Source organism: Alistipes ihumii AP11 (genome assembly GCF_025144665.1).
GTDB lineage: Bacteria > Bacteroidota > Bacteroidia > Bacteroidales > Rikenellaceae > Alistipes_A > Alistipes_A ihumii.
In genome coordinates, this window is the sequence record NZ_CP102294.1 from 1,905,099 (window position 1) to 1,929,934 (window position 24,836).

The 24,836-nt window shown below is 57.6% G+C and carries 21 protein-coding genes; 11 read left to right on the forward strand and 10 right to left on the reverse strand.

Features of this window, described 5'->3' with window-relative positions:
• Window positions 1-4: 4 nt before the first annotated feature.
• From NQ491_RS07730 to NQ491_RS07755, 7 genes are all read right to left on the reverse strand, one after another.
• Window positions 5-1,405 carry a lipopolysaccharide biosynthesis protein gene (locus tag NQ491_RS07730; RefSeq protein ID WP_187119337.1) on the reverse strand — a complete coding sequence of 467 codons (1,401 nt, stop codon included), beginning with the start codon at window positions 1,403-1,405 and terminating at the stop codon, window positions 5-7.
• Window positions 1,406-2,075: 670 nt separating this feature from the next.
• Entirely contained in the window at window positions 2,076-2,234 is a 159-nt protein-coding gene (locus tag NQ491_RS11290) for an oligosaccharide flippase family protein (RefSeq protein ID WP_157365681.1), read from the reverse strand.
• A 92-nt stretch (window positions 2,235-2,326) separates the two neighbouring features.
• The gene (rfbB, locus tag NQ491_RS07735) at window positions 2,327-3,457 is read right to left on the reverse strand and encodes a dTDP-glucose 4,6-dehydratase (protein ID WP_019246756.1); all 1,131 of its coding nucleotides are present in this window, start codon (window positions 3,455-3,457) and stop codon (window positions 2,327-2,329) included.
• Window positions 3,454-4,323, reverse strand: a complete 870-nt coding sequence (gene rfbD, locus NQ491_RS07740) for a dTDP-4-dehydrorhamnose reductase (RefSeq protein WP_019246755.1) — start codon at window positions 4,321-4,323, stop codon at window positions 3,454-3,456. Before rfbD ends, rfbB begins: the two co-directional genes overlap by 4 nt.
• On the reverse strand, window positions 4,320-4,895 hold the full coding sequence (rfbC, locus tag NQ491_RS07745) for a dTDP-4-dehydrorhamnose 3,5-epimerase (protein ID WP_019246754.1): 576 nt from the start codon (window positions 4,893-4,895) through the stop codon (window positions 4,320-4,322). Before rfbC ends, rfbD begins: the two co-directional genes overlap by 4 nt.
• Window positions 4,896-5,112: 217 nt before the next feature.
• Window positions 5,113-6,006 (reverse strand): glucose-1-phosphate thymidylyltransferase RfbA, encoded by an 894-nt coding sequence (rfbA, locus tag NQ491_RS07750; protein ID WP_019246753.1) that lies wholly within the window; start codon window positions 6,004-6,006, stop codon window positions 5,113-5,115.
• A gap of 235 nt (window positions 6,007-6,241) precedes the next feature.
• Window positions 6,242-6,799: a UpxY family transcription antiterminator gene (locus tag NQ491_RS07755; protein ID WP_019246752.1), complete on the reverse strand. Its 558-nt coding sequence runs from the start codon at window positions 6,797-6,799 to the stop codon at window positions 6,242-6,244.
• Between the two features lie 879 nt (window positions 6,800-7,678).
• Between NQ491_RS07755 and NQ491_RS07760 the strand changes: the two genes are divergently transcribed.
• The 7 genes from NQ491_RS07760 to NQ491_RS07790 all read left to right on the forward strand — a co-directional run bounded on the left by NQ491_RS07760 (window position 7,679) and on the right by NQ491_RS07790 (window position 15,379).
• Window positions 7,679-8,059: a hypothetical protein gene (locus tag NQ491_RS07760; protein ID WP_019246750.1), complete on the forward strand. Its 381-nt coding sequence runs from the start codon at window positions 7,679-7,681 to the stop codon at window positions 8,057-8,059.
• Window positions 8,060-8,508: 449 nt separating this feature from the next.
• Window positions 8,509-9,174 (forward strand): hypothetical protein, encoded by a 666-nt coding sequence (locus NQ491_RS07765; RefSeq protein WP_019246749.1) that lies wholly within the window; start codon window positions 8,509-8,511, stop codon window positions 9,172-9,174.
• A 47-nt stretch (window positions 9,175-9,221) separates the two neighbouring features.
• Window positions 9,222-10,004 carry a M48 family metallopeptidase gene (locus NQ491_RS07770; RefSeq protein ID WP_019246748.1) on the forward strand — a complete coding sequence of 261 codons (783 nt, stop codon included), beginning with the start codon at window positions 9,222-9,224 and terminating at the stop codon, window positions 10,002-10,004.
• Window positions 10,005-10,013: 9 nt separating this feature from the next.
• Window positions 10,014-11,018: a BACON domain-containing protein gene (locus NQ491_RS07775; RefSeq protein WP_019246747.1), complete on the forward strand. Its 1,005-nt coding sequence runs from the start codon at window positions 10,014-10,016 to the stop codon at window positions 11,016-11,018.
• Between the two features lie 243 nt (window positions 11,019-11,261).
• On the forward strand, window positions 11,262-12,044 hold the full coding sequence (locus tag NQ491_RS07780; RefSeq protein WP_157365680.1) for a tetratricopeptide repeat protein: 783 nt from the start codon (window positions 11,262-11,264) through the stop codon (window positions 12,042-12,044).
• 185 nt (window positions 12,045-12,229) lie between these two features.
• The gene (locus NQ491_RS07785; RefSeq protein WP_081587442.1) at window positions 12,230-13,189 is read left to right on the forward strand and encodes a bactofilin family protein; all 960 of its coding nucleotides are present in this window, start codon (window positions 12,230-12,232) and stop codon (window positions 13,187-13,189) included.
• A gap of 333 nt (window positions 13,190-13,522) precedes the next feature.
• On the forward strand, window positions 13,523-15,379 hold the full coding sequence (locus tag NQ491_RS07790; RefSeq protein ID WP_034283421.1) for a glycoside hydrolase family 2 protein: 1,857 nt from the start codon (window positions 13,523-13,525) through the stop codon (window positions 15,377-15,379).
• A 420-nt stretch (window positions 15,380-15,799) separates the two neighbouring features.
• Here NQ491_RS07790 and dnaG read toward each other — a convergent pair whose 3' ends face one another.
• Together dnaG and NQ491_RS07800 are read right to left on the reverse strand one after the other, a co-directional pair.
• The gene (gene dnaG / locus NQ491_RS07795) at window positions 15,800-17,752 is read right to left on the reverse strand and encodes a DNA primase (RefSeq protein WP_019246743.1); all 1,953 of its coding nucleotides are present in this window, start codon (window positions 17,750-17,752) and stop codon (window positions 15,800-15,802) included.
• 217 nt (window positions 17,753-17,969) lie between these two features.
• Window positions 17,970-18,587, reverse strand: a complete 618-nt coding sequence (locus NQ491_RS07800) for a manganese efflux pump MntP (protein WP_019246742.1) — start codon at window positions 18,585-18,587, stop codon at window positions 17,970-17,972.
• A 67-nt stretch (window positions 18,588-18,654) separates the two neighbouring features.
• On the opposite strand from NQ491_RS07800, the gene uvrB reads away from it, so the two are divergent.
• Window positions 18,655-20,676, forward strand: a complete 2,022-nt coding sequence (gene uvrB, locus NQ491_RS07805) for an excinuclease ABC subunit UvrB (RefSeq protein WP_019246741.1) — start codon at window positions 18,655-18,657, stop codon at window positions 20,674-20,676.
• Window positions 20,673-21,176, forward strand: coding sequence for a GtrA family protein (locus NQ491_RS07810; RefSeq protein ID WP_019246740.1), 504 nt, complete (start codon window positions 20,673-20,675; stop codon window positions 21,174-21,176). The genes uvrB and NQ491_RS07810 overlap by 4 nt, the downstream gene beginning before the upstream one ends.
• A 371-nt stretch (window positions 21,177-21,547) precedes the next feature.
• On the opposite strand, the gene NQ491_RS07815 is transcribed toward NQ491_RS07810, so the two are convergent.
• Window positions 21,548-22,591 carry a M23 family metallopeptidase gene (locus tag NQ491_RS07815; protein ID WP_157365679.1) on the reverse strand — a complete coding sequence of 348 codons (1,044 nt, stop codon included), beginning with the start codon at window positions 22,589-22,591 and terminating at the stop codon, window positions 21,548-21,550.
• Window positions 22,592-22,780: 189 nt separating this feature from the next.
• On the opposite strand from NQ491_RS07815, the gene trxB reads away from it, so the two are divergent.
• Window positions 22,781-23,710, forward strand: a complete 930-nt coding sequence (gene trxB / locus NQ491_RS07820; RefSeq protein WP_019246738.1) for a thioredoxin-disulfide reductase — start codon at window positions 22,781-22,783, stop codon at window positions 23,708-23,710.
• An 11-nt stretch (window positions 23,711-23,721) separates the two neighbouring features.
• Complete coding sequence (locus NQ491_RS07825; protein ID WP_019246737.1) at window positions 23,722-24,684, forward strand: long-chain-fatty-acid--protein ligase; 963 nt, start codon at window positions 23,722-23,724, stop codon at window positions 24,682-24,684.
• Window positions 24,685-24,836 lie beyond the last annotated feature (152 nt).

The following is a 24,836-nucleotide window of genomic DNA, read 5'->3' on the forward strand; positions in this document are numbered from 1 at the left end:
GTATTTATTTCCGTTTTAACAATTTGCACAGGTGTGTGAGGTCACCCCAGCAGTCCCTGTTTAGCAGGGCGACGGCTCCAAGCACACATAGCAGGAGCAAGGAGTTGAGCCAGAGGCAGGGGATGACTTCGTAGACAAGAATATACAGGCAGACCAGTGACAGCACCTGCAGGTAAAGCCCCCATCGCGCTATGGGGCTGTATTTCCACGTTACCTTTGCCCTCAGCAGGAAGGTCAGGACGTAAGAGGCGAGTATGGCGGATGTCGCTCCCCAGAGTCCCCAGCGGGGTATTAACAGGAAGTTCAGCGCGAGGCACAGCAGGCCGCCCCAGAAGCTGGTAGTAAAGTAGTGGCGGCTCTCCTTCGTGGCCGCGAAGTTGGTGCCCGCAAAGCCTGCCAAGTTGGAGAAGACGACGGACAGTGACAGCACCGGCACGTATTGCCACGCCTCATGATAGTCCGCCGTAGTCATCAACCCGATGAGCGGGCGGCTGAGGAACGTGATGCCCAGCACGAACAGTACAAAGACAAGGAATTGCACGCGGAACACCTTGTTATAAAACTCCCGGTAGCCCGGCTTTCCGAATTCTTCGAGGACGGAAATCTGCCATGAGTAGGTGAAGACGGTGTACAACATGCTTATGAGCAATGGGAACTTGTTGGCCACAGCAAAGATGCCTATGGCCTCTATCCCCGAATAGTGCTCCAGAATGGGACGGTTCATAGTGCTGGACACCCACCACATGATACCGTTGGGCATCATCGGGATGGAGTAGCGCAGCATCTCTCTCAATTTTGGCCACGACAACCGGGCAAGGGAGAAATAGGTGTGTTCCCGGGCAGCCGCCACGGAGTAGAGGGCGGCCGCGAAGTAAGAGACAATGATGGAGTAGATGTAGCCATGAAGCCCCCACAGGGGCAGAGTGACCAGCGAGGTGAGCACGATGGTCAGGGTGAGGACCACCCCTGAGAAGACGTAGACGTTTACCCTTTCTATGCTGCGGGCGAACTGCTGGGTGTAGCTCTGGAAGAAAGTGGCGCACAGCATGAGGAAGATGCAGAGGTTGTATTCTGTGAATATGCCCTCGTAGGAGACCGCCCGCAGCGCAAGAACCACCACGGCGAACAGCACGCCGGTGAGGGCGAGGGTACCGGCGGAGAAAAGTAGCCCGGAGGTGAAGTAAGTCTGCTGCAAGGCAAACGTCTGCCCTTTGGGAAACACGAAGATGGCCTCGGTGAGCGTGCAGGTACATAGGCCGACTAATAGCTGCACGTACACCTGTATGAGATCCACCGTGCCGTAGTCTGCCACGGAGAGGAATGAGGTGTAGAAGGGCAGCATGAGGAAGGAGAGCGATTTGCTCCCTATGTTACCCAAGAACATAAGCAGAGTGTTCTTGCCCAAACGACGATATTTTCCCATTAGTCAACGGACTGAATGTGCCAAACAGAGGCTGGAGTGTCTAACGCGCTTCAGCTCTGCTGCGTTGGCTATTATTTTATATTCACTATCCTTGTGCTAATCGTTACCGAGTGGAAGGTGAGTTATACGGACTAAGAGTAACGGTCGTGTTGACCGCAGAGATACGATATCGAAGAAGGGGGACGAGAGAAAATCGGATACAATCCCGAAGGCCTGAAAAACAAAATTTCATATGCTTTCCCCAAATCATTCAACTGTCTTTATGTAAGTTATTTGATACGGTAAAAATCGAAGCGCTGAACGAAAAATAGAACCGTTGCTAAATTGTTACCTTATTTCCCGTTTGTTCGTGAGTATTGAAAATAACTGACACAAAAAAGAATGATTGCAGAAAATATATAAATCAACAGAAGAGAAAATATTTCCCTCCCCTATAGGCGATCACACTAGTGATAATTCTGCAGAATAATTACACGACGATCGTTCATATAGTGATAAATTTAAACCTTTTGTTCTTCAACAAAAGCGCATTAGGAACAAGATTGATTGTTTTCCAAAAATAACTGAATGCAAAGTGGCCGATAGCAAATGATCATATCTTCACTTCCAACACACGTAGCAAGAACGAGGGACAGGAAATATAAAATCAAGATCAACAACAATCCCTCACCGTAAAAGAGAAAATATCATCATAATCTCTGTCATTCGATGTTTTATCTTGAATAATGGCAGCAGCAAGACCGAAATCACTTACCAGTGTAAAAAATTGGCAAATACTTAATGCTATCGTTTCGAAATCAGCCGGAACCAATAATCGAGCAAGAATAGCCTACACTGATACAGAAACGAGAATCCCGGAATACTTGCCAATTGCAGTAAAAAATGCACCGGAAATTACTTTTTTCAAAGACGATATCTATATCGATTCTGATACATCTCCTCGTAGTATTTTGCATACTCCCCCGAGGTCACGTTATCGATCCATTTTTGGTTATGGAGATACCAGCGGACGGTTTTTTCGATGCCTTCTTCGAACTGGAGGGTCGGTTCCCAGCCCAATTCCTCTTTGAGCTTCGTGGAGTCGATCGCATAGCGCAGGTCGTGCCCGGCTCGGTCAGCGACATAGGTAATCAGTTTTTCGCTCGCGCCTTCCGGCCTGCCCAGCAGTCGATCTACGGTCTTGACGATCACTTTTATCAGGTCTATGTTCTTCCATTCGTTGAAGCCTCCGATGTTGTATGTACCGGCAGTTTTACCTTCGTGGAAAATGAGGTCTATGGCCCTTGCGTGGTCCTCGACATACAGCCAGTCGCGTACGTTTTCACCTTTACCGTATACGGGCAGGGGCTTGTTGTGCCGGATGTTGTTGATGAACAGCGGGATCAGTTTTTCGGGGAACTGGAACGGCCCGTAGTTGTTCGAGCAGTTGGTGACGAGGGTGGGCATTCCGTACGTGTCGTGGAATGCCCTGACGAAATGGTCCGAAGAGGCTTTGCTGGCCGAATACGGGCTGTGCGGGTCGTATTTTGTCGTTTCGGTGAAGAACTCCTCGCCGTAGGGTCCGCCTCCGCATTCGTTTCCGTCGGGTTCACCGTGGGGTTTTGTGAGCTCGAGTGCCCCGTAGACTTCGTCGGTGGATATGTGGTAAAATCGCTTTCCATGGTAATCTCCGTTCCAGAACTCTTTTGCCGCCTGGAGCAGGGAGAGGGTTCCCATTACATTTGTCCGTGCGAAGGTGAAAGGATCCTTGATCGACCGGTCGACATGGCTTTCCGCTGCGAGGTGTATGACCCCGTCAATTCGGTATGCCCGGAAGGTTTCCAGCATCTTCTCGAAGTCGCAGATGTCCGCCTTTACGAAGGTGTAGTTCGGCGCGTTCTCGATGTCCGCCAGGTTTGCGAGGTTCCCGGCATAAGTCAGTTTGTCGAGGTTGACGATTCGGCATTGGGGATATTTGTTGACCAGCAGCCGTACTACATGGCTGCCGATAAAACCGGCTCCGCCGGTGACGAGTAAATTGCGTTGGAAGGTCATACCTTATTTTTCAGTTGTTCAATACAGGTTTGTAATGATTCCGTCCAATAAGGAATTTGAATACCAAAAGCCTCCTTGATTTTCGTTTTGTCTAATACAGAGTAACTCGGCCGGTGGACTTTCGAAGAAAATTCTGAGCTGTGACACGGCCAGATGTCGCACGCTGTACGCCCCGCATATTTGACAATCATTTTTGCGAAGTCAAACCAAGAACAGACTCCTTCGTTGGAAAAGTGGTAAATACCGTCTTTACCCTCATATTGGCGATTTTCTACGATGTTGAAGATCGTTGCAGCTAAATCATAAGCATAAGTGGGAGTTCCCACCTGGTCGAAAACTACTTTGACATGGGGCTTCTGGGCTGTTAGCTGCAACATGGTCTTGACGAAGTTTTTCCCGAATTCTGAATAGAGCCATGCTGTACGAATAATGATATGATGGCAGTCGACATTGGCGATGGTCTGCTCCCCATGCAGTTTAGTAAGGCCGTAAACTCCCGTCGGATTGACGGGGTGATCCTCTTTATAAGGAGTATTCTGCTGCGTACTCCCAAAAACATAATCTGTCGAAACATGTATTAATATCCCGTCGTTTGCTTTGAGAGCCTCGGCAAGATAACGGACGGCAGTCGCATTCAGCAATTCCGCCATACAAACATCGTCTTCTGCTCGATCTACATCTGTATATGCAGCACAGTTGACGATCACTTTGATGTTGTTTTCCCGCACCATTCGTTTTACCGTTATAGCATCGGTAATATCCAACTCCGCTACATCGGTAAAAATATAACGGTCCGTACTGCTTGTCGACACTTGCCGCATTTCCTGCCCCAACTGTCCATTAGCACCCGTAACCAGTATATTCATTCTTGGTAAAGATTTTCCTTGTAATCGAATAATGCTTTTGTTTCGGACAAAAGGGGGCGGTGGCGATCTTTTTCCGAGATAATTTCTTGGCCCTGTGGAATACACCAGTCAATATTCAGATCGGGATCGTTCCATGCAATAGCCCCTTCGCTCTGAGGTGCATAATAATTATCGCACTTATACTGGACAATCGCTTTGTCCGTCAACACAGAGAATCCATGTGCAAAACCCCGGGGGATGAACAATTGACGATGGTTCTGGGCACTCAGTTCGACGGCAACATATAGCCCGAAGGTCGGGGATCCCCGACGGATATCTACCGCTACGTCTAATACTGCACCATCAATTACCCGTACCAGTTTCGACTGTGCATGCGGAGGAATTTGGAAATGCAATCCCCTCAATACGCCGTATGAAGATCTTGATTCATTATCCTGAATGAAGTGTATGGGACGAACTTTCATGTCAAAATCCCGTTGCAAATAACTCTCGAAAAAATATCCCCGGGCATCATTAAACAACGTAGGCTCCAAAATGACAACTTCGGCAAGAGCTGTGGATAGTACTTTCATAAATGGGTTTAGGTGTAAACTTACCGCATGAATGCTTCCTAAAGAGAAAGAAAAAGAACACTATGTGTGCTGCTTTCTGTATATTGTCTTCGATCTGGATGAATATTACAGGGTATGTGACATCGGCTGGTATTGATCTTGTGAGTACTTCCGAGTCATATGGACGGGTCTCTTGCGAAGTGATGCTAACGACATTGAGCTATTCGTGTCCCTCTTTTCAAAATCTGTTGCGGTCAATCTCTTTGATCACTTTGAGCAGGTATTGTCCGTACTGGTTTTTGAGCATGGGTTCGGCCGCCTCCCGCAGTTTCTCTTCGGATATCCACCCGTTGCGATAGGCGATCTCCTCCAGACAGGCGATCTTGACCCCCTGCCGCTTCTCGAGCACCTCGACGAAGATCGACGCCTCCGAGAGCGAATCGTGCGTTCCGGTGTCGAGCCAGGCGAAGCCTCGTCCGAGGGTCTGCACCTTGAGCTCTCCGTCGGCGAGAAACCGCTGGTTCACCGAGGTGATCTCCAGCTCCCCGCGGGCGGAGGGCTCGATCGATTTGGCCACGGAGACCACCCTGTTCGGGTAGAAGTACAGTCCCACTACGGCATAGTTCGATTTAGGATATTCGGGCTTCTCCTCGATCGAGAGGCATGTCCCCTGCTCGTCGAACTCGGCTACGCCGTATCGCTGGGGATCGTCTACCCTGTATCCGAAAACGGTCGCCTTGCCCTCCCGCTCGGCCGTGCCGACGGCCTCCCGCAGCTGAGCGGGAAAGCCCACCCCCTGAAAGATGTTGTCGCCCAGCACGAGGCATACGGCCTCGTCCCCGATGAACTCCTCTCCGATCAGAAACGCCTGCGCGAGCCCGTCGGGAGACGGCTGCTCGGCATAGGAGAGACGGACCCCGTAGTCGGACCCGTCTCCGAGCAGCCGCCGGAACGAGGACAGATCCCACGGCGTGGAGATCACCAGAATGTCCCGGATTCCGGCCAGCATCAGAACCGACAGCGGATAGTAGATCATCGGCTTGTCGTAGATCGGCAGCAACTGCTTGGAAACCCCCTTGGTGATCGGGTACAGACGCGTCCCCGACCCCCCGGCCAATACGATACCTTTCATAGGATGATTAAGTAAAAACGGTTACTGTGTCCGGACAACCTGCGCAGGACCTCGGACACAAACCAATCCGGTCCGGACGGGCGAGTCCGCACGGCATGCTATTCCGGATCGGTCGCGTCAGGAGCTGAGTAAACAGGACCGCCTTTCGTTTTCATGGAGCGGACGGACGGGTCCTCCCCTTTAAATAATATGTCTCGTTTTGACGGATAACTGCAGGTAAAACCAGCCGTGCGGTCTAAGCGGACGACCCGACCGGATGTGCTTCGGCAGATATTTTCTCGATGTAAGCCTCGGGCACTTCGGCCGTCGCGACGGCCGCGAAGCCTTCGATCCGGACGACGACCCGGTTCTTGGACCGGTAGCGGATGTATTCGCCCTCGATCCCGGCGAACATACCGGAGGTGATCCGGACCATGTCGCCCCGTTCCAGCTCTTCCGTACTGGGGTCGATCAGCAGAACGTCTTCGAACTTGCCTTCGGTCAGCGCGATGAAGTCGTCCATCTGCTTGTCAGGAACGATCAGAGGCATTTGGGTCGTCTTGTCGTACATGCACTTGGCCGGGATCAGCTTGGCCGTCTTGATTTTCTGAAGCCACGCCGGCGAGATTCGCACGAAGATCAGGTTATGGACGGCGGGCTTCCGACGGATTCTGCGCCGTCCGGACTCCGTCGTCTCCTCGTAGTGCATCGGAATGAAACTGCGGATACGCATTCGGTTGAGTTGCAACTGTATCTGCAATTCCCTGTGAAAGGAGGTTTGGAGTACGTACCAGAACCTGTTCGCATTGCTCATCGGAATCTCGTCGTTTTCGAACCGTCTGCCGGCCGGAAGGTTGTCCGGCGCTTTGGAACTGGATTGCGCCGGATACGGACCGGCGCCTCTAATATTTTATGTTGAGATAAGGATACAAACCACCCCTTTCGCATATTTAATGCGTTTATATTCAGGTGTTTGTATGGGTTGGCATTTTGCCGTTTCCGTCGCGGATTCTTGCCTTTTCACTGCGAGGAAATCCTCGTTACGGATTAGGACTACAAAGATATAGCCTTTTTTGAGAATGCCAAAAATATGCCATGCGGTTCGAACGGAATGATTACAAAATCGATAGCCGGACAGCGGAAGCCGGTCCGAAAACTTTCGATCGACGGACCGGGAGCTTTTGCCAGAGCCGCCCGTACAGAAGCCGTCGCGCCGTCGGTAAAAGCCGGACAGGAAATAGTCCGGGACTGGTCGGGCGAGCTATGGAAATGATCGGTCGGGCCGGGACTCTCCGGATAAAGCGGCATTTTTTCCGGCCTGTCGCACGTTTTTTTTGCCGGCACGGAAAAAAGATGTATATTTGCCGCACAATCCCTTTACAAGACGAGTATAACATACCTTCCGGACGTATGCCCCGAGCGGGCCGTGCGCGATGGAAGAGTTCTTATTGTCTTAAGCGGAACGGTTTAAAAATGAGAAAAATGATTCGCCAGCGATTGTCTGATATTCGAACATCGTGAGTTTCGGATAGTTAAGCATCGGAAAAACAACAAGCTGAAGAAGGGCAGGTCCCCCGTGACGGGTGTGCTGTGCCCGGCGGTTCTTTGACATGTTGTTGTTTTTCCGGGCCGGAGCCTCCGGGGCCGGCCCGTTCCCATTCGATGTTTAACTTACAATCCATTCGAAACGAAAATGAATCATTTGATCGAAACCGAAGGCAGAGTCTATCTGCTGGCGGCTTCTGCCGCAGGCGGCCGTGTGGCCGTGTACGGGCAAACCCTTTTCGAGGTCTGCCGTTTTCACGAACTTTCTCTGCGACGTATCCGCTCGGTCGAGGCGAAGGCCCTCGAGCGAGGTCGCTATGCCCTCTTCATGCTGAGCCAAATCGAAAATTTCGACTCCCGCGATCGCCTTTGGGCGCTTGGGCGGATCCTTTTGCTGTGCGACAGCGCGATCGATACGTTCGAAAGCATGGAGAACAGGGAAAGATCGCTCTATCGGGCGCAGGTCGCGGCCTGCCGGACGTGCCGCCTTCGGGCGGCCGAGCTGCTGCCGCCGTGTCGCCGGCCGTGAAGCAAATTAGAACAATACCCCACTCTGAGTGCGGCGATTAGCGAAGTATTTTCTATATTTGTAGCGTCTCTTCGGAGACTACATACGGATGATGAAAGTGTCTTAGCTTTTATCCTTGTTAGGAAATCTGGTAAATTTCAACGAGTCAAGGATGGCAATCGCACTCATCGCTTGTTCGGTCATGTATTTGCAAATACATACTGGCAAGTGTGGGGTATTGTTTATTTGACTCGGGGTTTGCCAGAGCCTCCTAACGGATAAGCAAAAAACTCCACACTTTCTTTGTTTAATCCAACCGGCCTACGGGAGTTTGCGGCCACAGTTTATTTTAATGATCGTTCCGGTACGATCCGCGGGCGCCGCCTGTCGCTTTTCTGTCCGGCGCATGTCCCCCCTTCTCCTATTTTACGTGCCGGATCGTCTTATGAATTTTTAAACCCAATCTTACTATGATGAGCAAAACATGGCTAATCGCGGCAGCCTGGCTGCTGACGAGCGTCGCCGCTTCGGCTCAGGAACCCGAGGCATGGCGGCCCAAGTATGTCAACCTGAGCTTCGTTTCGCAGAAACTGGATTTCGGCGAGGGCGAGAAGCTCAAATCCCGTTTCGGCGCAGCGTTCACTACCGGACGCAGCTACTACCTGCACAAGAAGCCCGTCGCAGGAATGATTCGCTTCGGCATCGACGCTACGTGGATCGACCTGAGCTATGCCAACTACTCCCGCGAGGAGACTTACGACGACGGTTACGGAACCGAAATCGAGAAACTGACCGCTCACCAGGCCGAGATCGGCATGCAGGTCGGGCCGTCCGTGACCGTTCGTCCGTTGCGCAAGCTGCAGGCGCATCTCTATTTTCGTTTTGCGCCTTCTTTCGCAGGACTTTACGACGGAGACGCTTTCCGGGGCAACTACGCCTCCTTTTTCGTAACGGGGCTGAGCGTCTCTTACGGCGTGATAGGTCTGGGCATCGAGAAGCGCTGGGGCAAATGCCGCTACAAAGAGTTCGGCGGCGGCGAAGACGAGTACGGCGACTACGGATATGCCGAGGAGCCTTACGATACGCCCAAGCTCAAGACCTCGGGACTGAGGGCCTACGTGAATTTCAGGTTCTGACGAGCCGATTACCGTAACAAATTCTAACCGTTTAAAAATCGAGTCGTATGAAAAATGTGCACGTTCTCCGGCATGAGAAGGAGAAGAACTACTACACTTTCATGATGGTGGTCAGCGTTGTCGTTTGGCTGCTCTGCCTCGTCGGCGTTCTGGCCGCTCTCGTATTCTGCCTGCCGCTGATTTTGATCGGTCTGTTCGTTTCGTGGCTTTCGAGCCAGTATTTCAAGGCCGTCGTGTTCGGCAACAGCATTCAAGTCAATGAAAAGCAGTTTCCCGAGATCGACCGGATCGTCAGGGATTTTTCCCGCGAGCTCGGGCTGAGCCGGATCCCCTTGGTATTCGTCGAGAACGGCAATGGTTCGGTCAATGCCTTCGCTGTCAAGATGCTGTCGAAGAAATACGTCATTCTCAAGTCCGATCTGGTCGATCTGATGCTCCGGCGCGGCCGCACGGACGAGCTGGCGATGATCATAGGCCACGAGCTGGCGCACCATGCGGCGGGACATACGGCCTTCTTCCGCAATCTGGCGATTCTTCCCGGGCGGATCATTCCGTTTCTGGGCGCGGCTTACGGTCGGGCCTGCGAACTGACGGCCGACCGGATCGGATATGCGCTCGTCGGTGACGGCCGGGCCGCGCAGAACAGCCTGATTGCCGTGGCCTTGGGATGCCAGAGTCTGGCCGATCGGATCGACATCGAGCGGTTTGCCGAGCAGGAGCGCGAGATTCCCGGGCTGATGGGTTTCGTGCACAAGATTTTCTCGTCTCATCCGCGCATGACGCGCCGCGTGATCGAGATCAGCGAATTCGATAAAAGACAATCCAAATAAAACGACGAAATGAAAAAACTGTTGATTATTTTGCTGTCGGCCTGCACGTGGTGGGCCTGCGATAAGGGGGACGACGGAGCCCCGTCGAGTATCGTCCTGACCGGAGGCTCCGGCGATCAGACCATTTACGCCGACGAAACCTCCGTGAACGGCGGACAGGGCATTGCGTTCGAGGCGGCCGAGGCATGGTATGCCGAGGTGTCCGAGGTACAGGCCAAGGCCTCCTCGGGCGAGGTCGACTGGCTGACCCTGAGCGCCTACGAGGGTGGCGCGGGCCAGTACACCTTACAGATCACGCTCCGGGCCAACGAGACGGGTTCCGACCGCGCGGCCGAAATCCGCATTGTCTGCGGCGAGGACGAAATCGTGATTGTCGTGCGGCAGAAGGCGCAGACGAAAGACAACCAGTCCGTCGTCGTGTTCGAGGACGAGGCGTTCCGGCAGTTCTGCGTCGAGCATTTCGATGCGGACCGGAACGGCATGATAACGGATAGCGAGGTCTCCTCCGTGGATTCGCTGTCGGTTCCCTCGATGGAGATCGTTTCGCTGAAAGGCATCGAGGCGTTCGCTTCGTTACGGAAGCTCTATTGCTACGACAACAAGATCGAGGCGTTGGATTTGAGCGCCAACGGGGAACTGACCGTCTTGGGATGCCACTACAACGATCTGGAGGAACTGAGTCTCTCCGCCAATACGAAACTGACCTCGCTGAACTGCAATCACAACAGGATTTCCAAACTGGACCTTTCCGCCCTGACCGAGCTGAGAGAGTTGCATGTACAGTACAACGAGCTCGGCGAGCTCGATCTGTCCGGGAATCCGCGCCTCGGAATCCTGCAATGCATGGAGAACCGGCTGACCGAGCTCGACATAACGAAATGCCCGGACCTGACCATGCTGTGGGCCGATCCGATGCCGACGCTGGAGACTCTGTATTGGACTCAGGCCCAGGCCGACAACATGTTCGCGCTGATTTTCGTTCCCGAAAGTACGGAGAAGGTCGTTCGGGAATAGGGCCGGAAGCCGCGCGGAAGTAGCGGGCGCAGAAAGAAACGGGACCGGACGGGAGCGCTGTTGCTCCGGCGGCCGGACTCGCCGGTCGCGCGAAGCGTTCGCCCGGCTGCGGGATAGATATGTCAGGGAGCGTCGCCCGAAAAGGCGACGCTCCCTGACCTTTGTTTTCATATTTTATCGACGATTATGGAACGAAATGAATCGGGCGGGGAAATTCCCCGGAGGATGTTTTCCCGAAAACAGATGAAAAACGCCGGGCGGCTTGTCGCCATGTACGCCCGGCTGTCTGCCGAGCGGCCGTCCTGCCTGCCGAGGCTGGCTCGGTCCCGGCTGGATTTGGCCCGGATGTTCCGGGACCGCTGGGGCGACGGTCGCCGGACCGAGCGGATGCTGCTCGGAGCGCTCGAGGCGTACGACCGCTGCGCCGGTTCCGAACGGACGAGTATCGCCCGGATCGGGGTGCTGAAAGAGCTTGATGCCCTGTACAGCCGGACCGGTCGTCTGGAACGTTGCGAGCGGATGCGGCTTCGCATACTGGAGGCGTACCGGGCTTTGGCCCGCAGGTATTGGCTGATTTATGCCGAGGACGTATCGGTCGCCCAGTGGAGGCTGGGCAACCTGTATGTCGACATGGAACGTTTCGGCGAGGCGGAACGCATGTACTCGGCGGCGCTGGAAACGCGCGCGGAGTTCGACGGCGAGGACGAACACCGGTATCGGCCCGGAACGGCTCAGTGTCTCAGGAGTCTCGGCCGGCTATACGAGTTTTGCCTTCACGACTATCCCGCTGCCGAAACGTGCTACCGGAAATCGGTCGAAGTGCTGCGTGCGCTGTGCGCGGACAGACATGAGCGGCGTAACCATATCCGTTCTCTGTCGGTATCGCTCCGCTCGCTGGCGGAATTGTACGGGAAAATCGGCAGAACGGTCGCGGCGAACGGGAGTCGCGCCGAGGCGGACCGCTTTCGGATGGAGGCCGGAGACGAAGGCCGGAAGCTTGCCGGTGCGGGGACGGGCAGCGGGTGAAGCGTGGCTATGACAGACCGGGCCGGGATCGGTCTGTTGCTCGATTTCCGATCCAACAGGCTGATTCTGCCATCGTAACGTTTGATTTTTGTGCGCGAATGATTACTTTTGCCGTATGAATCCGACCGATCGGAAGATGGATTTGGCCCGATTGCGGGACGGATGCGAGAAAACACGAGAGAATTATGGATAGGGAAATAAGCTGGATCGGAACGCGAGGATGCGCAGAGTTGCCGTTTCCGGAAAGCGGAAAGGCTTTCGGAAAGCTGCGGAACCTGATGAATTCGTTCAATCTGTTTGCCCGTCGCGACGAGATTTTCCGCGATGCGGCGCCGGTCCGAGAGGAGACGGCGGTCACGCCTTCTTCCGCGAGCCGGCCGACGCTTTCCTCCGGCGAAAACCCCCAGGATAAAGAGCGGAACGTTTTCGGAGAAGGCCTGCGGATCGATGGCGACGTGTCGTCGGACACGGATATCGTGATTCGGGGCATAGTTCACGGGAACATCGTATGCCGGGGAGACATCGAGCTGAGCGGTTCCGTTCAGGGCGACATCGAGGGCCGGAACGTCCGCATCGTCGGCGGCCGGATCGAAGGGAATGTCGTCTGCTCGGAGACCTTGAAGGTCGAGCGCAGTTCGGTGGTCGGCAATCTCACGGCGCAGCGGGCTCAGATCGACAACAAGGTCGAAGGAAACATTACGGTGCACGGGACGCTGGCCCTGTTGCGCGAGGCCGATATCCGGGGCGACATTGTCGCCGGCGCGCTGAGTATCGAGGAGGGTGCTGTGCTTACGGGCAAGGTTTCGGTATCTCCGGGCGGCTCTTCGCCCGATCCGGACGGCCGGAAACGGCCGGGAACGGTTCCGGATGCCGTTCACGCAGCTCCGATGCAGGAGCCGGTCGCTGCCGAGGCCGGCCCGAAATCCGTTTCGGCCTCGATTTCCGGCGTGACAGAGCGGCCGAACCTCGGACGGGAGCTGTTTCCGCAATCTGAGCCGGTCGGGGCCGTTGCGGCCGTCACGAGGGACGACGACCAGCCGGAGGCGGCCGACTCGCCGGTCATCGTTGTAATCGGAGTGATCGGCATTCTGCTGTGGGGATTCCTGCTGCTGCGGAACTCGCTGGCCGATTTGTTGCAATGGTAGGGCCGGCTTGCGGAGCCTGCCCGTAGTTTCGCCCGGTACCGTATGCGCAAGTCGCCGGCTTGTCTCGGACCTGAGCGCGGGTTTTAGCCTCGGATGCCGTTTCCTCGGTCGAGCGCCGGATTTTTTGGGGTGTCGCTGACTGTCTGCTGCGTGCAAGCTCGGCGGCGGCGTATGCTTCTTTCGTTTTCCCGGAAACGTACGGCGGATTTCCCGTCCGCGCAGATCGGGTCTTCGATCAAAAACGGCCGCAGGCATCGGAAGCCGCGGCGATTTTTTTATCTTTGCGTCGACCGGCGCACGCAGTCGCCGGCCGGAATCCAAAACGACGGCTTTATGAAAAGATACGTTTTGATCGCCCTGATAGGGATTGCCTGTCTGAGGCCGACGACCGCGCCCGCGCAGTCGGAACTGCAAGATCCATCGCAAACCGCCCGGCAACGGGAAATGCCGGGCAGCCGGCTGCGCAGCTACGACAGCCGCGAGCTGGCCTTGCGCGAGGACGATGCGCACTCGCTTTACATACAGCAGCTCGACGGGGAGTGGAAAGTCAAGACTTACGCGTCGCCCGTCGAGCTGGATTCGACCGTTGCGATGCCCTCGGTCGACGTGTCGCAATGGGCTGTCACACGCGTGCCCGAGCAACGGAGCAACGGGGCCTGGGCGGCGGTCTACCGCACCGACTTCAAGCTGCCGTTCAAATGGATCGACCGGGAGGTGTTCGTTCGGCTCGACGCCGTGAGCCGCGCCTACTACGTTTATGTGAACGGCCGGCCGGCCGGCTATTTCGCCGATTCGAAAACGCCCGCCTATTTCGACGTGACGCGGTATTGCGTCGACGGACGCAATACGCTCTGCGTCGTGGCATATGCGAATCCCGTTTCGACGGCGCTCGAGAACCAGAATTCCGAGCAGGGTACCCGGATCGCAGGCAGCGTCACTGTGATGGCTCAGCCCAAAGTTCGCATCCGCGACTGGGTCGTCGATACCCGCTGGGCGCCGGACGGAAACGGTCTGTTCAGCTTCGGGGCGGTCGTCAAATCGCATCTGCTGAATCCGAAGCGGGTCACCGTCTATTACGAGCTGATCGCTCCCGACAGCACGGTCGTCTCGCACGGAAAGCGCGACGCGCGGTTCGAGCTGAGGGCCGAGGACACGGTCCGCTTTTTCGCGAATCTGCCCGGCATCCGATCGTGGAGCCACGAAAGTCCGAAGCTGTATACCGTCGCGCTGAAGTTGCAGCACGAGGGGAGGTTCACCGAATATACGAAAGTGCGGGTCGGATTCCGGGACGTGTCTTTCGACAGCACCGGCCTTCGGATCAACGGCCGTCCGGTCGAATTGCGCGCGGTCGACTACGAGTGTCCGTCCGACGAACAGGCGATCAGGCGCGATTTCGTTCGCTTCCGGCAACAGGGGATCAACTGCGTGCGTGTTGCGCTCTATCCGCAAAGCGACCGTTTTTACGAATTGGCCGACAGTTACGGGATCTACGTCTGCGACCGTGCCAATATCGATTCGCACCTGAGCGGCTTTTCTCTCGAGAAAGGCGGTTCGCCCGCCAACGATCCTGCGTGGGAGAGGGCTTATACGGACCGGGTGATGAATATGTACCGCACGTCGCAGAATCACCCTTCGGTCGTCATGTTCTCGCTCGGGAAACAGGGAGGACAGGGCTATGCGGCTTACGAGGCCTACCTGAAGCTCAAGGCGGCCGAGAAGGACCGTCCGGTGATCTACGAGGGCGCCGGGGCCGAGTGGAACACCGACTTCGTGGTCGGACGGCCCGACGGGCGCAATGCGTCGGACCGACGCTTTTCGCTGACGTTCGCGAGTCTCGGGAGCCACGAGGGCCGCACGGCGCCGGAAAACGCCACGTCGATCGCGCCGGGTTCGGCGCCGGGGGATGTGACGATCCATAACGGATTCCGGGTCGCCAACCTGAAAAATTTCCGGGTCGGCTACCAGATCGTGGCCGGAGCGAAGCGTGTCGTCGCCGAGGGAATCTGTTCGGCCGACATTCCCCCTCGGGAAACGGCGACCGTCCGCGTGCCGCTCGACGGCGTGAAGCCGGGAAAATACCGGATAAAAGTCACCGTATCCCGCTGCGACGAGCCCGATCTGGCACCGCAGGGCGAAATCCTCGCCGAGGCTTTCGTGCCGTTGATCGTTCCGAAAGCGTCCAAGCAGTAGTCTTGCGTGTTACGGGAACGGCGGAAGCGAAGCCTTTCGGGCGGCTGTCGCTGACAGTCACGAGAGAGCCGGGATGGCTGTCCGAAAATTTTTAAAATACCTTTTGCCGGAGATCGCTCCGACGGAGCGGAATCGTAAAAAACAGACTCATGGGATTGCCCTTTCTTTCCCTGTCGTTCGGGTTTTGAAATCGGAATTGCGCTCTCCCGGGCGGGCGTCCCGACCGGAGGAGACAGAGAAAGAGCATGGTCCCGGTATCTGTCCGCTACGGACGGAAAGGCAGAGAGGCGATCGGTCCGGCCGTCCGGATCGCGTTCGTCCGGTCTCGAGACCATAAAGTCTTTGCCGTGCGCCGGAGAAACGCATCCGTGACAAGGTCCGTGCGCCGGGGCATGCGGAGGCTTCTTTCGGACGATCATTTCAGACGATCAGCCTCGAAAGCCGTTTGGCGATCAGCGTGCGTTCCTGATTCAGTACGGCGATCTGATGCGTCAGCGCGGCCAGTTCGTCTTCGGGCAGCGACGGATCGGCCAGCTTCGCGCGAAGCTCCGCGATGATTTCGTCGATCACCTTCGACTTGTACAGAATGACGGCGCGCGGAACGGCCACCGGCAGTCGCTGCTGCTCGCTCTCGACGACGATGTCGAATTTTTGCCACAACCGGCTGACCGCATAGTTGTCGTCGCCTGTCAGCAAGTCGACCACTGCGGAGCATACGTCGGGATCGGTATGGTTGATCAGGGCGTGCGTTTCGACCGGCTCGCCCGTCGCGCGCATCCGTTTGTATTCGTCGTATATCTTGCGGTAGGCCGGGTTTTTCATCCGGATGCCGTTCTTGTCCAGGTCGGCGATGATGACTTCGGCTACGTTCAGTTCGACGACCTGCTTGCCTTCGACATACTCGAAGTTCTGTTCGCCGTACTTGACCAGGTATTTTACCAGCTCGCGCTCCAGTTCGTCGATGCCGCTGCCGGCCTCGACCGTAGTCGGCAGGGAATCGGGCCCTTCGCTGCGGCGACGGATCAGCTCCTGACGGCGGACGAACTCCTTTGCCTCGCCTCCGGCCGAACGCTCGAGCCTGCGAAGCGCGATCTCGCGCAGCAGCACCTGCTCGTCGATCTCCATCTGGCGCGAGCACTCGCGCGTGTAGACCGAGCGCGTGATCGCGTCGGGAATCACCGAAATGCTCTGCACGATGTCGGTCACGAGCGCTGCCTTGCGCAGCGGGTCGTTGCCCGCATCGGACATCAGCAGTCTCGTTTTGAACGAGATGAAGTCCTCTTCGTGCTTCAGAATGAATTCCTGCAGCTCCGTCGCATTGCGCTTGCGCGCGAACGAATCGGGGTCGTCCCCGTCGGGCAGCAGCACGACGCGGACGTTCAGTCCCTCGCGCAGCAGCATGTCGATCCCGCGCAGCGACGCCTTGATGCCGGCGCTGTCGCCGTCGTAGATCACCGTCACGTTCCGCGTGAAGCGGCCGATCAGCCGGATCTGCCCTTCGGTCAGCGACGTGCCCGAGGACGCGACGACGTTCTCGACGCCCGACTGGTGCATCTGGATCACGTCGGTATATCCCTCGACCAGAATGCAGCAGTCCTGCTGCACGATGGCCCGCTTGGCGTGATAGAGTCCGTAGAGGACGTCGCTCTTGTGGTAGATCTCCGACTCGGGCGAGTTGAGGTACTTGGCGACTTTCTTGTCGGTGCGCATCGTCCGACCGCCGAAGGCGGTCACGCGGCCGCCGATGCTGTGGATCGGGAACATCACGCGGCCGCAGAAGCGGTCGTAATAGCCGCCCGTCTCGCGCTTGATCGTCAGGCCGGTGCCGACGAGGAACTGCTCTTTGTAGCCGTCGGCGAGCGCCTGCCGAGTGAACGCGTCGCCCGCGGCCGGGCAGTAGCCGAGTCCGAACTTGCGGATCGTCGCGTCCGAGAATCCGCGCTCGCGGAAATAGGCGATCCCGACGCTGCGGCCCTCCGGCGTGTCGTGCAGCGAGCGGACGAAGTAGTCGGCCGCGTAGCTCGAAACGACCATCATGCTCTCGCGGTCGTCGTTCCGGCGCTGCTCTTCGGGCGTTTGCTCGCGCTCGGCCACTTCGATGCCGTATTTCTTCGCGACGTACTTCAGCGCCTCGGGGTAGGTCATGTTCTCGTGCTCCATCACGAACGTGACGGCGTTGCCGCCCTTGCCGCAGCCGAAACACTTGAACAGTCCTTTCGACGGCGACACGACGAACGAGGGGGTCTTCTCGTTGTGGAACGGGCAGCATGCCTGATAGTTGACCCCCTTTTTCTTCAGCGTGACGAAGTCGCCGATCACCTCGACGATGTCGGCTGCCGAATAGATGCGGTCTACGGTCGCTTTGTCGATCATTTCTGTTCAGGGAATAAGCGGTATCAAAGATACGATTTTTTTCGGCCGCTTAATGCGTCCGGTCTGCGCCGCCCGTCGGCCGGATGCCGGGCTTCCCTTTATCCTGTTCAGGACCAGTGTGAAAAAAACGGCGGTTTTCCGGACCGGCCGGCATTCGGCGGAATTTTCGCCGGGGGGCTTATTACCGAGGTTGCGGAGGCGGCTGTGAAAGCGGCGGCTACCCGATCACGCCGAGATGCTCGAGCAGGATGCGGGTTCCTATTGCGATCAGAATCAGGCCGCCGAACACCTCGGCCTTTGCGCCGAGCCGGGACGAAGCCTTGCGTCCGATGCCGATTCCCGCCGCCGAGATAACGAGCGCCGACAGGCCGATGATCAGCGCCGCGGCCAGTACGTTTCCGAGCTGGCAGCCGGCGAACAGCCGGACCTGAACCAGCCCGATCGTGAAGCCCGTGATCAGCGCGTCGATACTCAGCGCGATGCCCAGCAGCAGCGTATTGCGCAGCGAGAGCAGGTCGCTGCCCGACACGGAGTCGCCTCGTGCCGACAACCCTTCCTGAATCATCTTGCCCCCGATGAACAGCAGCAACCCGAACGCGATCCAGTGGTCGTAGTCGGCGATCAGCCGGCTGACCGTCTCGCCCATGAACCAGCCGATCACGATCATCAGGAAGTGAAAAAGGCCGATCACGACCAGAAAGCGCACCTTCTGTCTGTGCGTCGTGCGGTCGGCCAGCAGCCCCAGCGTCAGCGAAACGGCGAACGTATCAAGGCTCAGGGCTATCCCGAGCAACAGTATGGCGAGCAGGTTCATCGGGGCAAAAAATTTGCACAAAAATACGAGGAATTATTCGTTTTCGGCGTCCCTTCCTATTAATAACGTAAATTTCTAACTTTGCGACATGGATTTCAAACTGGTTTCGGAGTACAAGCCGACCGGCGACCAGCCCGAGGCGATCGCGCAGCTCGTCGACGCGCTGCGCAGCGGCTGCAAGCACAACACGCTGCTCGGGGTCACCGGTTCGGGCAAGACGTTCACGATGGCCAACGTGATCGCGGCGCTGAACAAACCGACGCTGATCATGAGCCACAACAAGACGCTGGCGGCCCAACTGTACGGCGAATTCAAGAATTTCTTCCCCGAGAACGCCGTCGAGTATTTCGTCTCCTACTACGACTATTACCAGCCCGAGGCCTATATTCCGTCGACCGATACGTTTATCGAGAAAGACCTGTCGATCAACGACGAAATCGAAAAAATGCGCCTCAGCACGAGCTCGGCTCTGCTCAGCGGGCGCAACGATATCATCGTCGTGTCGAGCGTATCGTGCATCTACGGTATCGGGAACCCCGAGGATTTCCACGCCACGTCCGTCGAACTCCGGCTGGGAGACGTGATCAGCCGCAACAAGCTGTTGTACGGCCTCGTGGACGCGCTCTACACGCGCAGCGAGGCCGATTTCAAGCCCGGTACGTTCCGCGTGAACGGCGATACGGTAGACATCTACGTCGCCTACGGGGACAAGTGCTACCGGGTGATTTTCTTCGACAACGAAATCGAAATGATCTGCTCGATCGACCCGCATACGGGCCAGCGCCTCGAGGAGCTCGATCGCGTGATCGTCTATCCGGCCAACCTGTTCGTCACGACGCGCGAGCGCACGGAGCAGGCGATCCGGCAGATTCAGCTCGATCTGGGCACCCAGATCGAGTATTTCGAGTCGCTCGGCAAGCCGACCGAGGCGCGGCGGCTGAAGCAGCGCGTCGAGTACGATCTGGAAATGATCAAGGAGTTGGGCTACTGCCCCGGCATCGAAAACTATTCGCGCTATTTCGACGGCCGCGCGCCCGGCAGCCGGCCGTTCTGCCTGATCGACTATTTCCCGAAGGACTATCTGCTGATCGTCGACGAGAGCCATGTGACGATTCCGCAAATCCGGGGCATGTTCGGCGGCGACAGCTCGCGCAAGCACAATCTGGTCGATTACGGTTATCGGCTGCCGGCTGCCATCGACAACAGGCCGCTGAAATTCAACGAATTCGAATCGCTCGAAAACGAGGTGATCTATGTCAGCGCGACGCCGGCCGACTACGAGCTGATCAAGTCGGAGGGTTCCGTCGTCGAGCAGTTCATCCGGCCGACGGGGCTGGTCGACCCGCCGATCGAGGTACGGCCGACGCTGAACCAGATCGACGACCTGGTCGAGGAGATCGAGGTCCGGGCCGAGGCCGACGAGCGCGTGCTCGTCACGACGCTCACCAAGCGTATGGCCGAGGAACTGTATAAGTACTTCGACCGGATGGGCATCCGCTGCCGCTACATCCACTCGGATGTCGACACGCTCGAGCGGGTGCAGATACTCGACGACCTGCGCGGCGGACTGTTCGACGTGCTGATCGGCGTGAATCTGCTGCGCGAGGGACTCGACCTGCCCGAGGTGTCGCTCGTGGCGATCATGGATGCCGACAAGGAAGGCTTTCTGCGCAGCGCCCGCTCGCTGACCCAGACGGCCGGCCGGGCCGCGCGCAACGTCGGCGGCCGCGTGATCATGTACGCCGACCGGATCACCGATTCGATGCGGCTGGCGATTCAGGATGCGAACCGCCGGCGCGAGAAGCAGATCCGATACAACAACCTGCACGGCATCGTACCGCGTCAGGCGATCAAGAGCGGCCGGGCGATCCTCTCGGGCGACGAATTGCGGCACGGTTCCGCGCGCTACGATCTGCCCGGCGCGAAGACCGGCTGCGCGGCCGACCCGGTGGCTGCCTATATGACCGACCGCGACATCGAGTCGGCGATCAAGATCGCCCGCGCGGCGATGGAGAGCGCGGCCCGGGAACTGGACTTCACGGCCGCGGCCGCCTACCGCGACCAGATGTACGCGCTGCAGGAAAAACAAAAAAGCATGCAGAAAAAATGACGCTGACCCGAACGCTGACCCGAACGCTGACCCGACTGATCGATCTGCTCTATGTCAAGCCGCTGCGCCGGATCGTTCCCCCGCAAACGTTCCGCTACGCCGCCTGCGGAGGCCTGAACATGGCTCTCGACCTGTCGCTGTACTTCTTGCTGTACAACTTCGTGCTCGATAAGAGAGTCGTCCATATCGACGGTATCGTGGCGATTTCGCCCTATATTGCGGCTTTCCTGATCGTTTTTCCGATCACGTTCCTGACCGGATTCTGGATGAACCGCCACATCGCGTTCCACAGCTCGCCTCTGCGCGGTCGGGTGCAACTGTTTCGCTATCTGCTCAGCGTGTGCGGCTCGATCCTGCTCAATTATGCCTGCCTGAAGCTGTTCGTCGAGGTCTGCGGCTTCTATCCGACACCGTCGAAAGCAGTCACGACGGCCGTTACGATCGTGTACAGCTATGTGATGCAGAAATACTTCTCGTTCCGGGGATGTACGGACCGGTAGCGGATACAGGCCGTTGTCCGGAACGTGAGGCATGGCGTTCGTGCGTTCGTTTTTCTGCGGATAGGTCCGGTTTCCGCGATGTTCCGGTTTGAGCGCTCCGGAGAGGGCGGTCCGTTTGTCGGACCGGGCGGGAGCGGGATGCGATCGTCTGCGAGGTTCTCGGCCTCGCTTCGGGAGGCCGGACCGGTTATTTATAAGTTTATTCCATTGAAAAACTGTGAGAAGCCGTGCGGACCGTCGCGGCCAAACCGACGCGTAGGACGGTACGACGCGACCTGGGCAACGCAGTATGCCGGAATACTCCCCGCCGGTCCGCGAGTACGCTCTGACCGGATCGCGTGCGGAACGCCGGCAGGATCGTAGCCGCTGTTTTATCGGACGCGCAGTTTTTCCTTGATTTGCAGTATTTTCGTCGGCTTGATGCCGTTCAGGGCGCACAACTTCGATACGGTGGTCGAATGCTGGCGGGCGATCTTGGAAAGCGTGTCGCCCTTTTTCACGTAGTAGTATTGACGGGAAGATGCGTCGGACGAAGCGTTCGCGGAAACTTTCGGCGTGTCGTCGCTGTTTTCTTCGCCGGGCAGGAAGCCGGTCGCCCGCTCCGTCGAGATCCGGATTTTGCCGCCCCGGTTGTAGCAATAGATCGTCCGGTCGAGACGCAGGCTGCGGTTGTCGGGATCGACGAACAGCGTCGGGTTGAACGGCTCGCTCGCTATGCGGACCTCGAAATGGACATGCTCGGTCGTCGCCCGGCCGGTCCGGCCGGCCAAAGCGATCGGATCGCCCGCCTCGACCGCGTCGTTGACCCGCACGAGGTTTTTCGAGTTGTGGGCGTACACGGTCTCGATGCCGTTGTAGTGGCGGATCAGGACCAGATTGCCGTAGCCGCTGTAGTATTTCGACATCCGGACGACGCCCGGAAGCGCGGCCCGGACCGTATCGTTCGGCACCGCCTTGATGTCGATGCCGGTGTGCATGCGGCTTCCCCGATACCCGAAAGGCGAGATGAGCTTGCCCGGATACGGGTAGCAGAACTCGTTCTCGTGCTCGCCGAGCGGCAGGACCAGCTCGCCCGACGAGGGGAACGGATTGTTGTATTTCAGCGGAATGCGCACGTTGGCGCTTTCGAGGTCGCCGAAAGTCATTTCGGGACGGTTTTTGTCCGGAAACACCGGGAGCAGGACCGGCGCGGCGTCGGCATGCTTTTCGCCGAGCTCGTCTATGTCGCCGATCGGCTGCGACTCATCGGGACAGCTTTCGGGCGCATGGCTTTCGATACGCGCGGGCGTTTCCTTCGTAACTTTCCGCTTTTTACGCTCGCTGCCCGAGAGCATCGGTTTGACGGATGAGCAGCCCGGCAGCATGAGGGCCGACAAAAGAAGAACGGATATGGCTCGCAGCGGAAGTCTGGTCATGGGTTCAGGGTTAACCGGCGATAAAAATAGGGATTTTTCGCGACAAAACCGCACGACCGGCTCTTCTCGGCCGCTCGTAGGCCGGGAAGATTTCCGGAGGGGCCGTGCGCGAAAAATATTTGTGAAATAAAACTTATCTTTGTAATCGATTTATTCTGAAACGTAAACGAAACGAAAACGCAATACGCCATGGATACTGAAAGAACGCGCTGCCTGATCGTCGGAAGCGGTCCGGCGGGCTATACGGCGGCCATATACGCCGCCCGGGCGAATCTCGCTCCGGTGCTTTACGAGGGTATGGAACCCGGCGGTCAGCTGACCACGACGACCAAGATCGAGAATTTTCCGGGGTTTCCCGACGGAATACTGGGGGCCGAGTTGATGGAAGCCATGAAGAAGCAGGCGCAGCAACTCGGGGTGGACATCCGTTTCGGCATAGCGACGGGCGTCGATTTCTCGTCGAGCCCCCGCAAGGTGACGATCGACGGACGGAAAATCGTCGAGACCGACGCCGTGATTATCGCCACGGGGGCTCAGGCCAAGTACCTCGGCCTCGAGTCCGAAACCCTGTTCAAGGGACAGGGCGTTTCGGCCTGCGCGACCTGCGACGGCTTTTTCTATCGGAATCAGGACGTGATCGTCGTCGGCGGCGGCGACTCGGCCTGCGAGGAAGCCACTTATCTGGCCTCCATATGCAACAAGGTTTACATGGTGGTCCGGAAAGATCATCTGCGTGCGTCGAAAGCCATGCAACGGCGGGTGATGGAAACGCCCAACATCGAGATCAAGTTCGGGTACAATACCGTCCAGGTGCTCGGCGACCAGAACGGGGTGACCGGCGCGCTTGTCCGCCACAGCGGCGGCGAGGAGCTGGTGATCGATGCGACCGGATTCTTTCTGGCGATCGGGCACACGCCGAACACGGCTGTTTTCAAAGGCGCGCTGGAGTTGGACGCGGAGGGCTACATACGGACCGAGCCCGGCACGAGCCGCACGAGCGTGCCGGGAGTATTCGCCGCCGGCGACGTGCAGGACCCGCACTACCGGCAGGCGATTACGGCGGCCGGGTCGGGTTGTATGGCCGCGCTCGACTGCGAGCGCTATCTGCTGGGGCTGTAATCGGGGGAGTTGTGATCGATCTGCAAGCCCTTTTTCGCATAGGAGACGACTCCGCGTTCGAACGTGCGGCGCTCGACGTGTTCCGTTTTCAGGCCGAGCGCTGCGAACCGTACCGGGAGTATCTCCGGCTGATCGGGATTCGTCCCGAGCGGGTCGAGACGACGCGTGAGATTCCGTTCCTCCCGATCGAGCTGTTCAAAACCCGGCGGGTCTACTGTTCCGATAGCGAGCCCCAGCAGGTGTTTACGAGCAGCAGCACGACCGGGCAGACGCCCGCCAAGCACTATGTGGCCGATCTGAGCATATACGAGCGGGCCTTCACGCTCGCTTTCGAGCGCTTTTACGGACCGGTCGACCGTATGGCGATATTCGCTCTGTTGCCGAGTTATCTGGAGCGCGAAGGTTCGTCGCTGATCTATATGGCCGACCGGCTGATCCGGCAGGGCGGAGGCGGATTCTATCTGCACGACCACGATGCGCTGTTGCGCGACCTGCATGCGCACCGGGGACCGAAAATCCTGCTCGGCGTCAGCTATGCGCTGTGGGATTTGGCCGACCGGAAGCCCGGTCCGCTGCCCGGAACGATCGTCATGGAGACCGGCGGCATGAAGGGGCGCCGGCGCGAAATGCCCCGCGAGGAGTTCCACAGGATGCTCTGTGCGGCGTTTTCGGTGCCGAGCATCCATTCGGAGTACGGAATGGCCGAGCTGATGTCGCAGGCTTATTCTCAAGGCGACGGGCTGTTCCGGACGCCGCCTTGGATGCGCGTTCTGACCCGCGACCTGAACGATCCGTTCGCATGGGCCGGCAGCGGTCGCAGCGGTGGAATCAACGTGATTGATCTGGCCAACGTTTACTCGTGCAGTTTCCTGCAGACGCAGGATTTCGGTAAGGCATACGACGACGGGACGTTCCGAATCGAGGGCCGTATCACCGGCAGCGAAATACGGGGATGCAATCTGCTCGTACAGTGAAAGGCGACGGCCGCGCGCATGCAGATGGGCTCGGCTTTCGTCCCGGAGCCTGGCGACGGGACCTGCATACGATGCGACTTGGCCGAAACGCGCTGCCCCGATCGATCAATCCCGTATTTTCGGACCGTTAGTCCGGAAGCGGGCGAAAGGTT

Excerpts from the sequence above, each read along its gene's own strand:
- NQ491_RS07765 (WP_019246749.1), top strand. The coding sequence starts at position 8,509 with ATGATGAGCAAAACATGGCTAATCGCGGCAGCCTGGCTGCTGACGAGC.
- rfbD (WP_019246755.1), bottom strand. The coding sequence starts at position 4,323 with ATGAATATACTGGTTACGGGTGCTAATGGACAGTTGGGGCAGGAAATG.
- trxB (WP_019246738.1), top strand. The coding sequence starts at position 22,781 with ATGGATACTGAAAGAACGCGCTGCCTGATCGTCGGAAGCGGTCCGGCG.
- NQ491_RS07775 (WP_019246747.1), top strand. The coding sequence starts at position 10,014 with ATGAAAAAACTGTTGATTATTTTGCTGTCGGCCTGCACGTGGTGGGCC.
- rfbA (WP_019246753.1), bottom strand. The coding sequence starts at position 6,006 with ATGAAAGGTATCGTATTGGCCGGGGGGTCGGGGACGCGTCTGTACCCG.
- NQ491_RS07755 (WP_019246752.1), bottom strand. The coding sequence starts at position 6,799 with ATGAGCAATGCGAACAGGTTCTGGTACGTACTCCAAACCTCCTTTCAC.
- NQ491_RS07815 (WP_157365679.1), bottom strand. The coding sequence starts at position 22,591 with ATGACCAGACTTCCGCTGCGAGCCATATCCGTTCTTCTTTTGTCGGCC.
- rfbC (WP_019246754.1), bottom strand. The coding sequence starts at position 4,895 with ATGAAAGTACTATCCACAGCTCTTGCCGAAGTTGTCATTTTGGAGCCT.
- rfbB (WP_019246756.1), bottom strand. The coding sequence starts at position 3,457 with ATGACCTTCCAACGCAATTTACTCGTCACCGGCGGAGCCGGTTTTATC.
- NQ491_RS07780 (WP_157365680.1), top strand. The coding sequence starts at position 11,262 with ATGAAAAACGCCGGGCGGCTTGTCGCCATGTACGCCCGGCTGTCTGCC.
- NQ491_RS07760 (WP_019246750.1), top strand. The coding sequence starts at position 7,679 with ATGAATCATTTGATCGAAACCGAAGGCAGAGTCTATCTGCTGGCGGCT.
- uvrB (WP_019246741.1), top strand. The coding sequence starts at position 18,655 with ATGGATTTCAAACTGGTTTCGGAGTACAAGCCGACCGGCGACCAGCCC.
- NQ491_RS07810 (WP_019246740.1), top strand. The coding sequence starts at position 20,673 with ATGACGCTGACCCGAACGCTGACCCGAACGCTGACCCGACTGATCGAT.
- NQ491_RS07770 (WP_019246748.1), top strand. The coding sequence starts at position 9,222 with ATGAAAAATGTGCACGTTCTCCGGCATGAGAAGGAGAAGAACTACTAC.
- NQ491_RS07790 (WP_034283421.1), top strand. The coding sequence starts at position 13,523 with ATGAAAAGATACGTTTTGATCGCCCTGATAGGGATTGCCTGTCTGAGG.
- NQ491_RS07785 (WP_081587442.1), top strand. The coding sequence starts at position 12,230 with ATGGATAGGGAAATAAGCTGGATCGGAACGCGAGGATGCGCAGAGTTG.
- dnaG (WP_019246743.1), bottom strand. The coding sequence starts at position 17,752 with ATGATCGACAAAGCGACCGTAGACCGCATCTATTCGGCAGCCGACATC.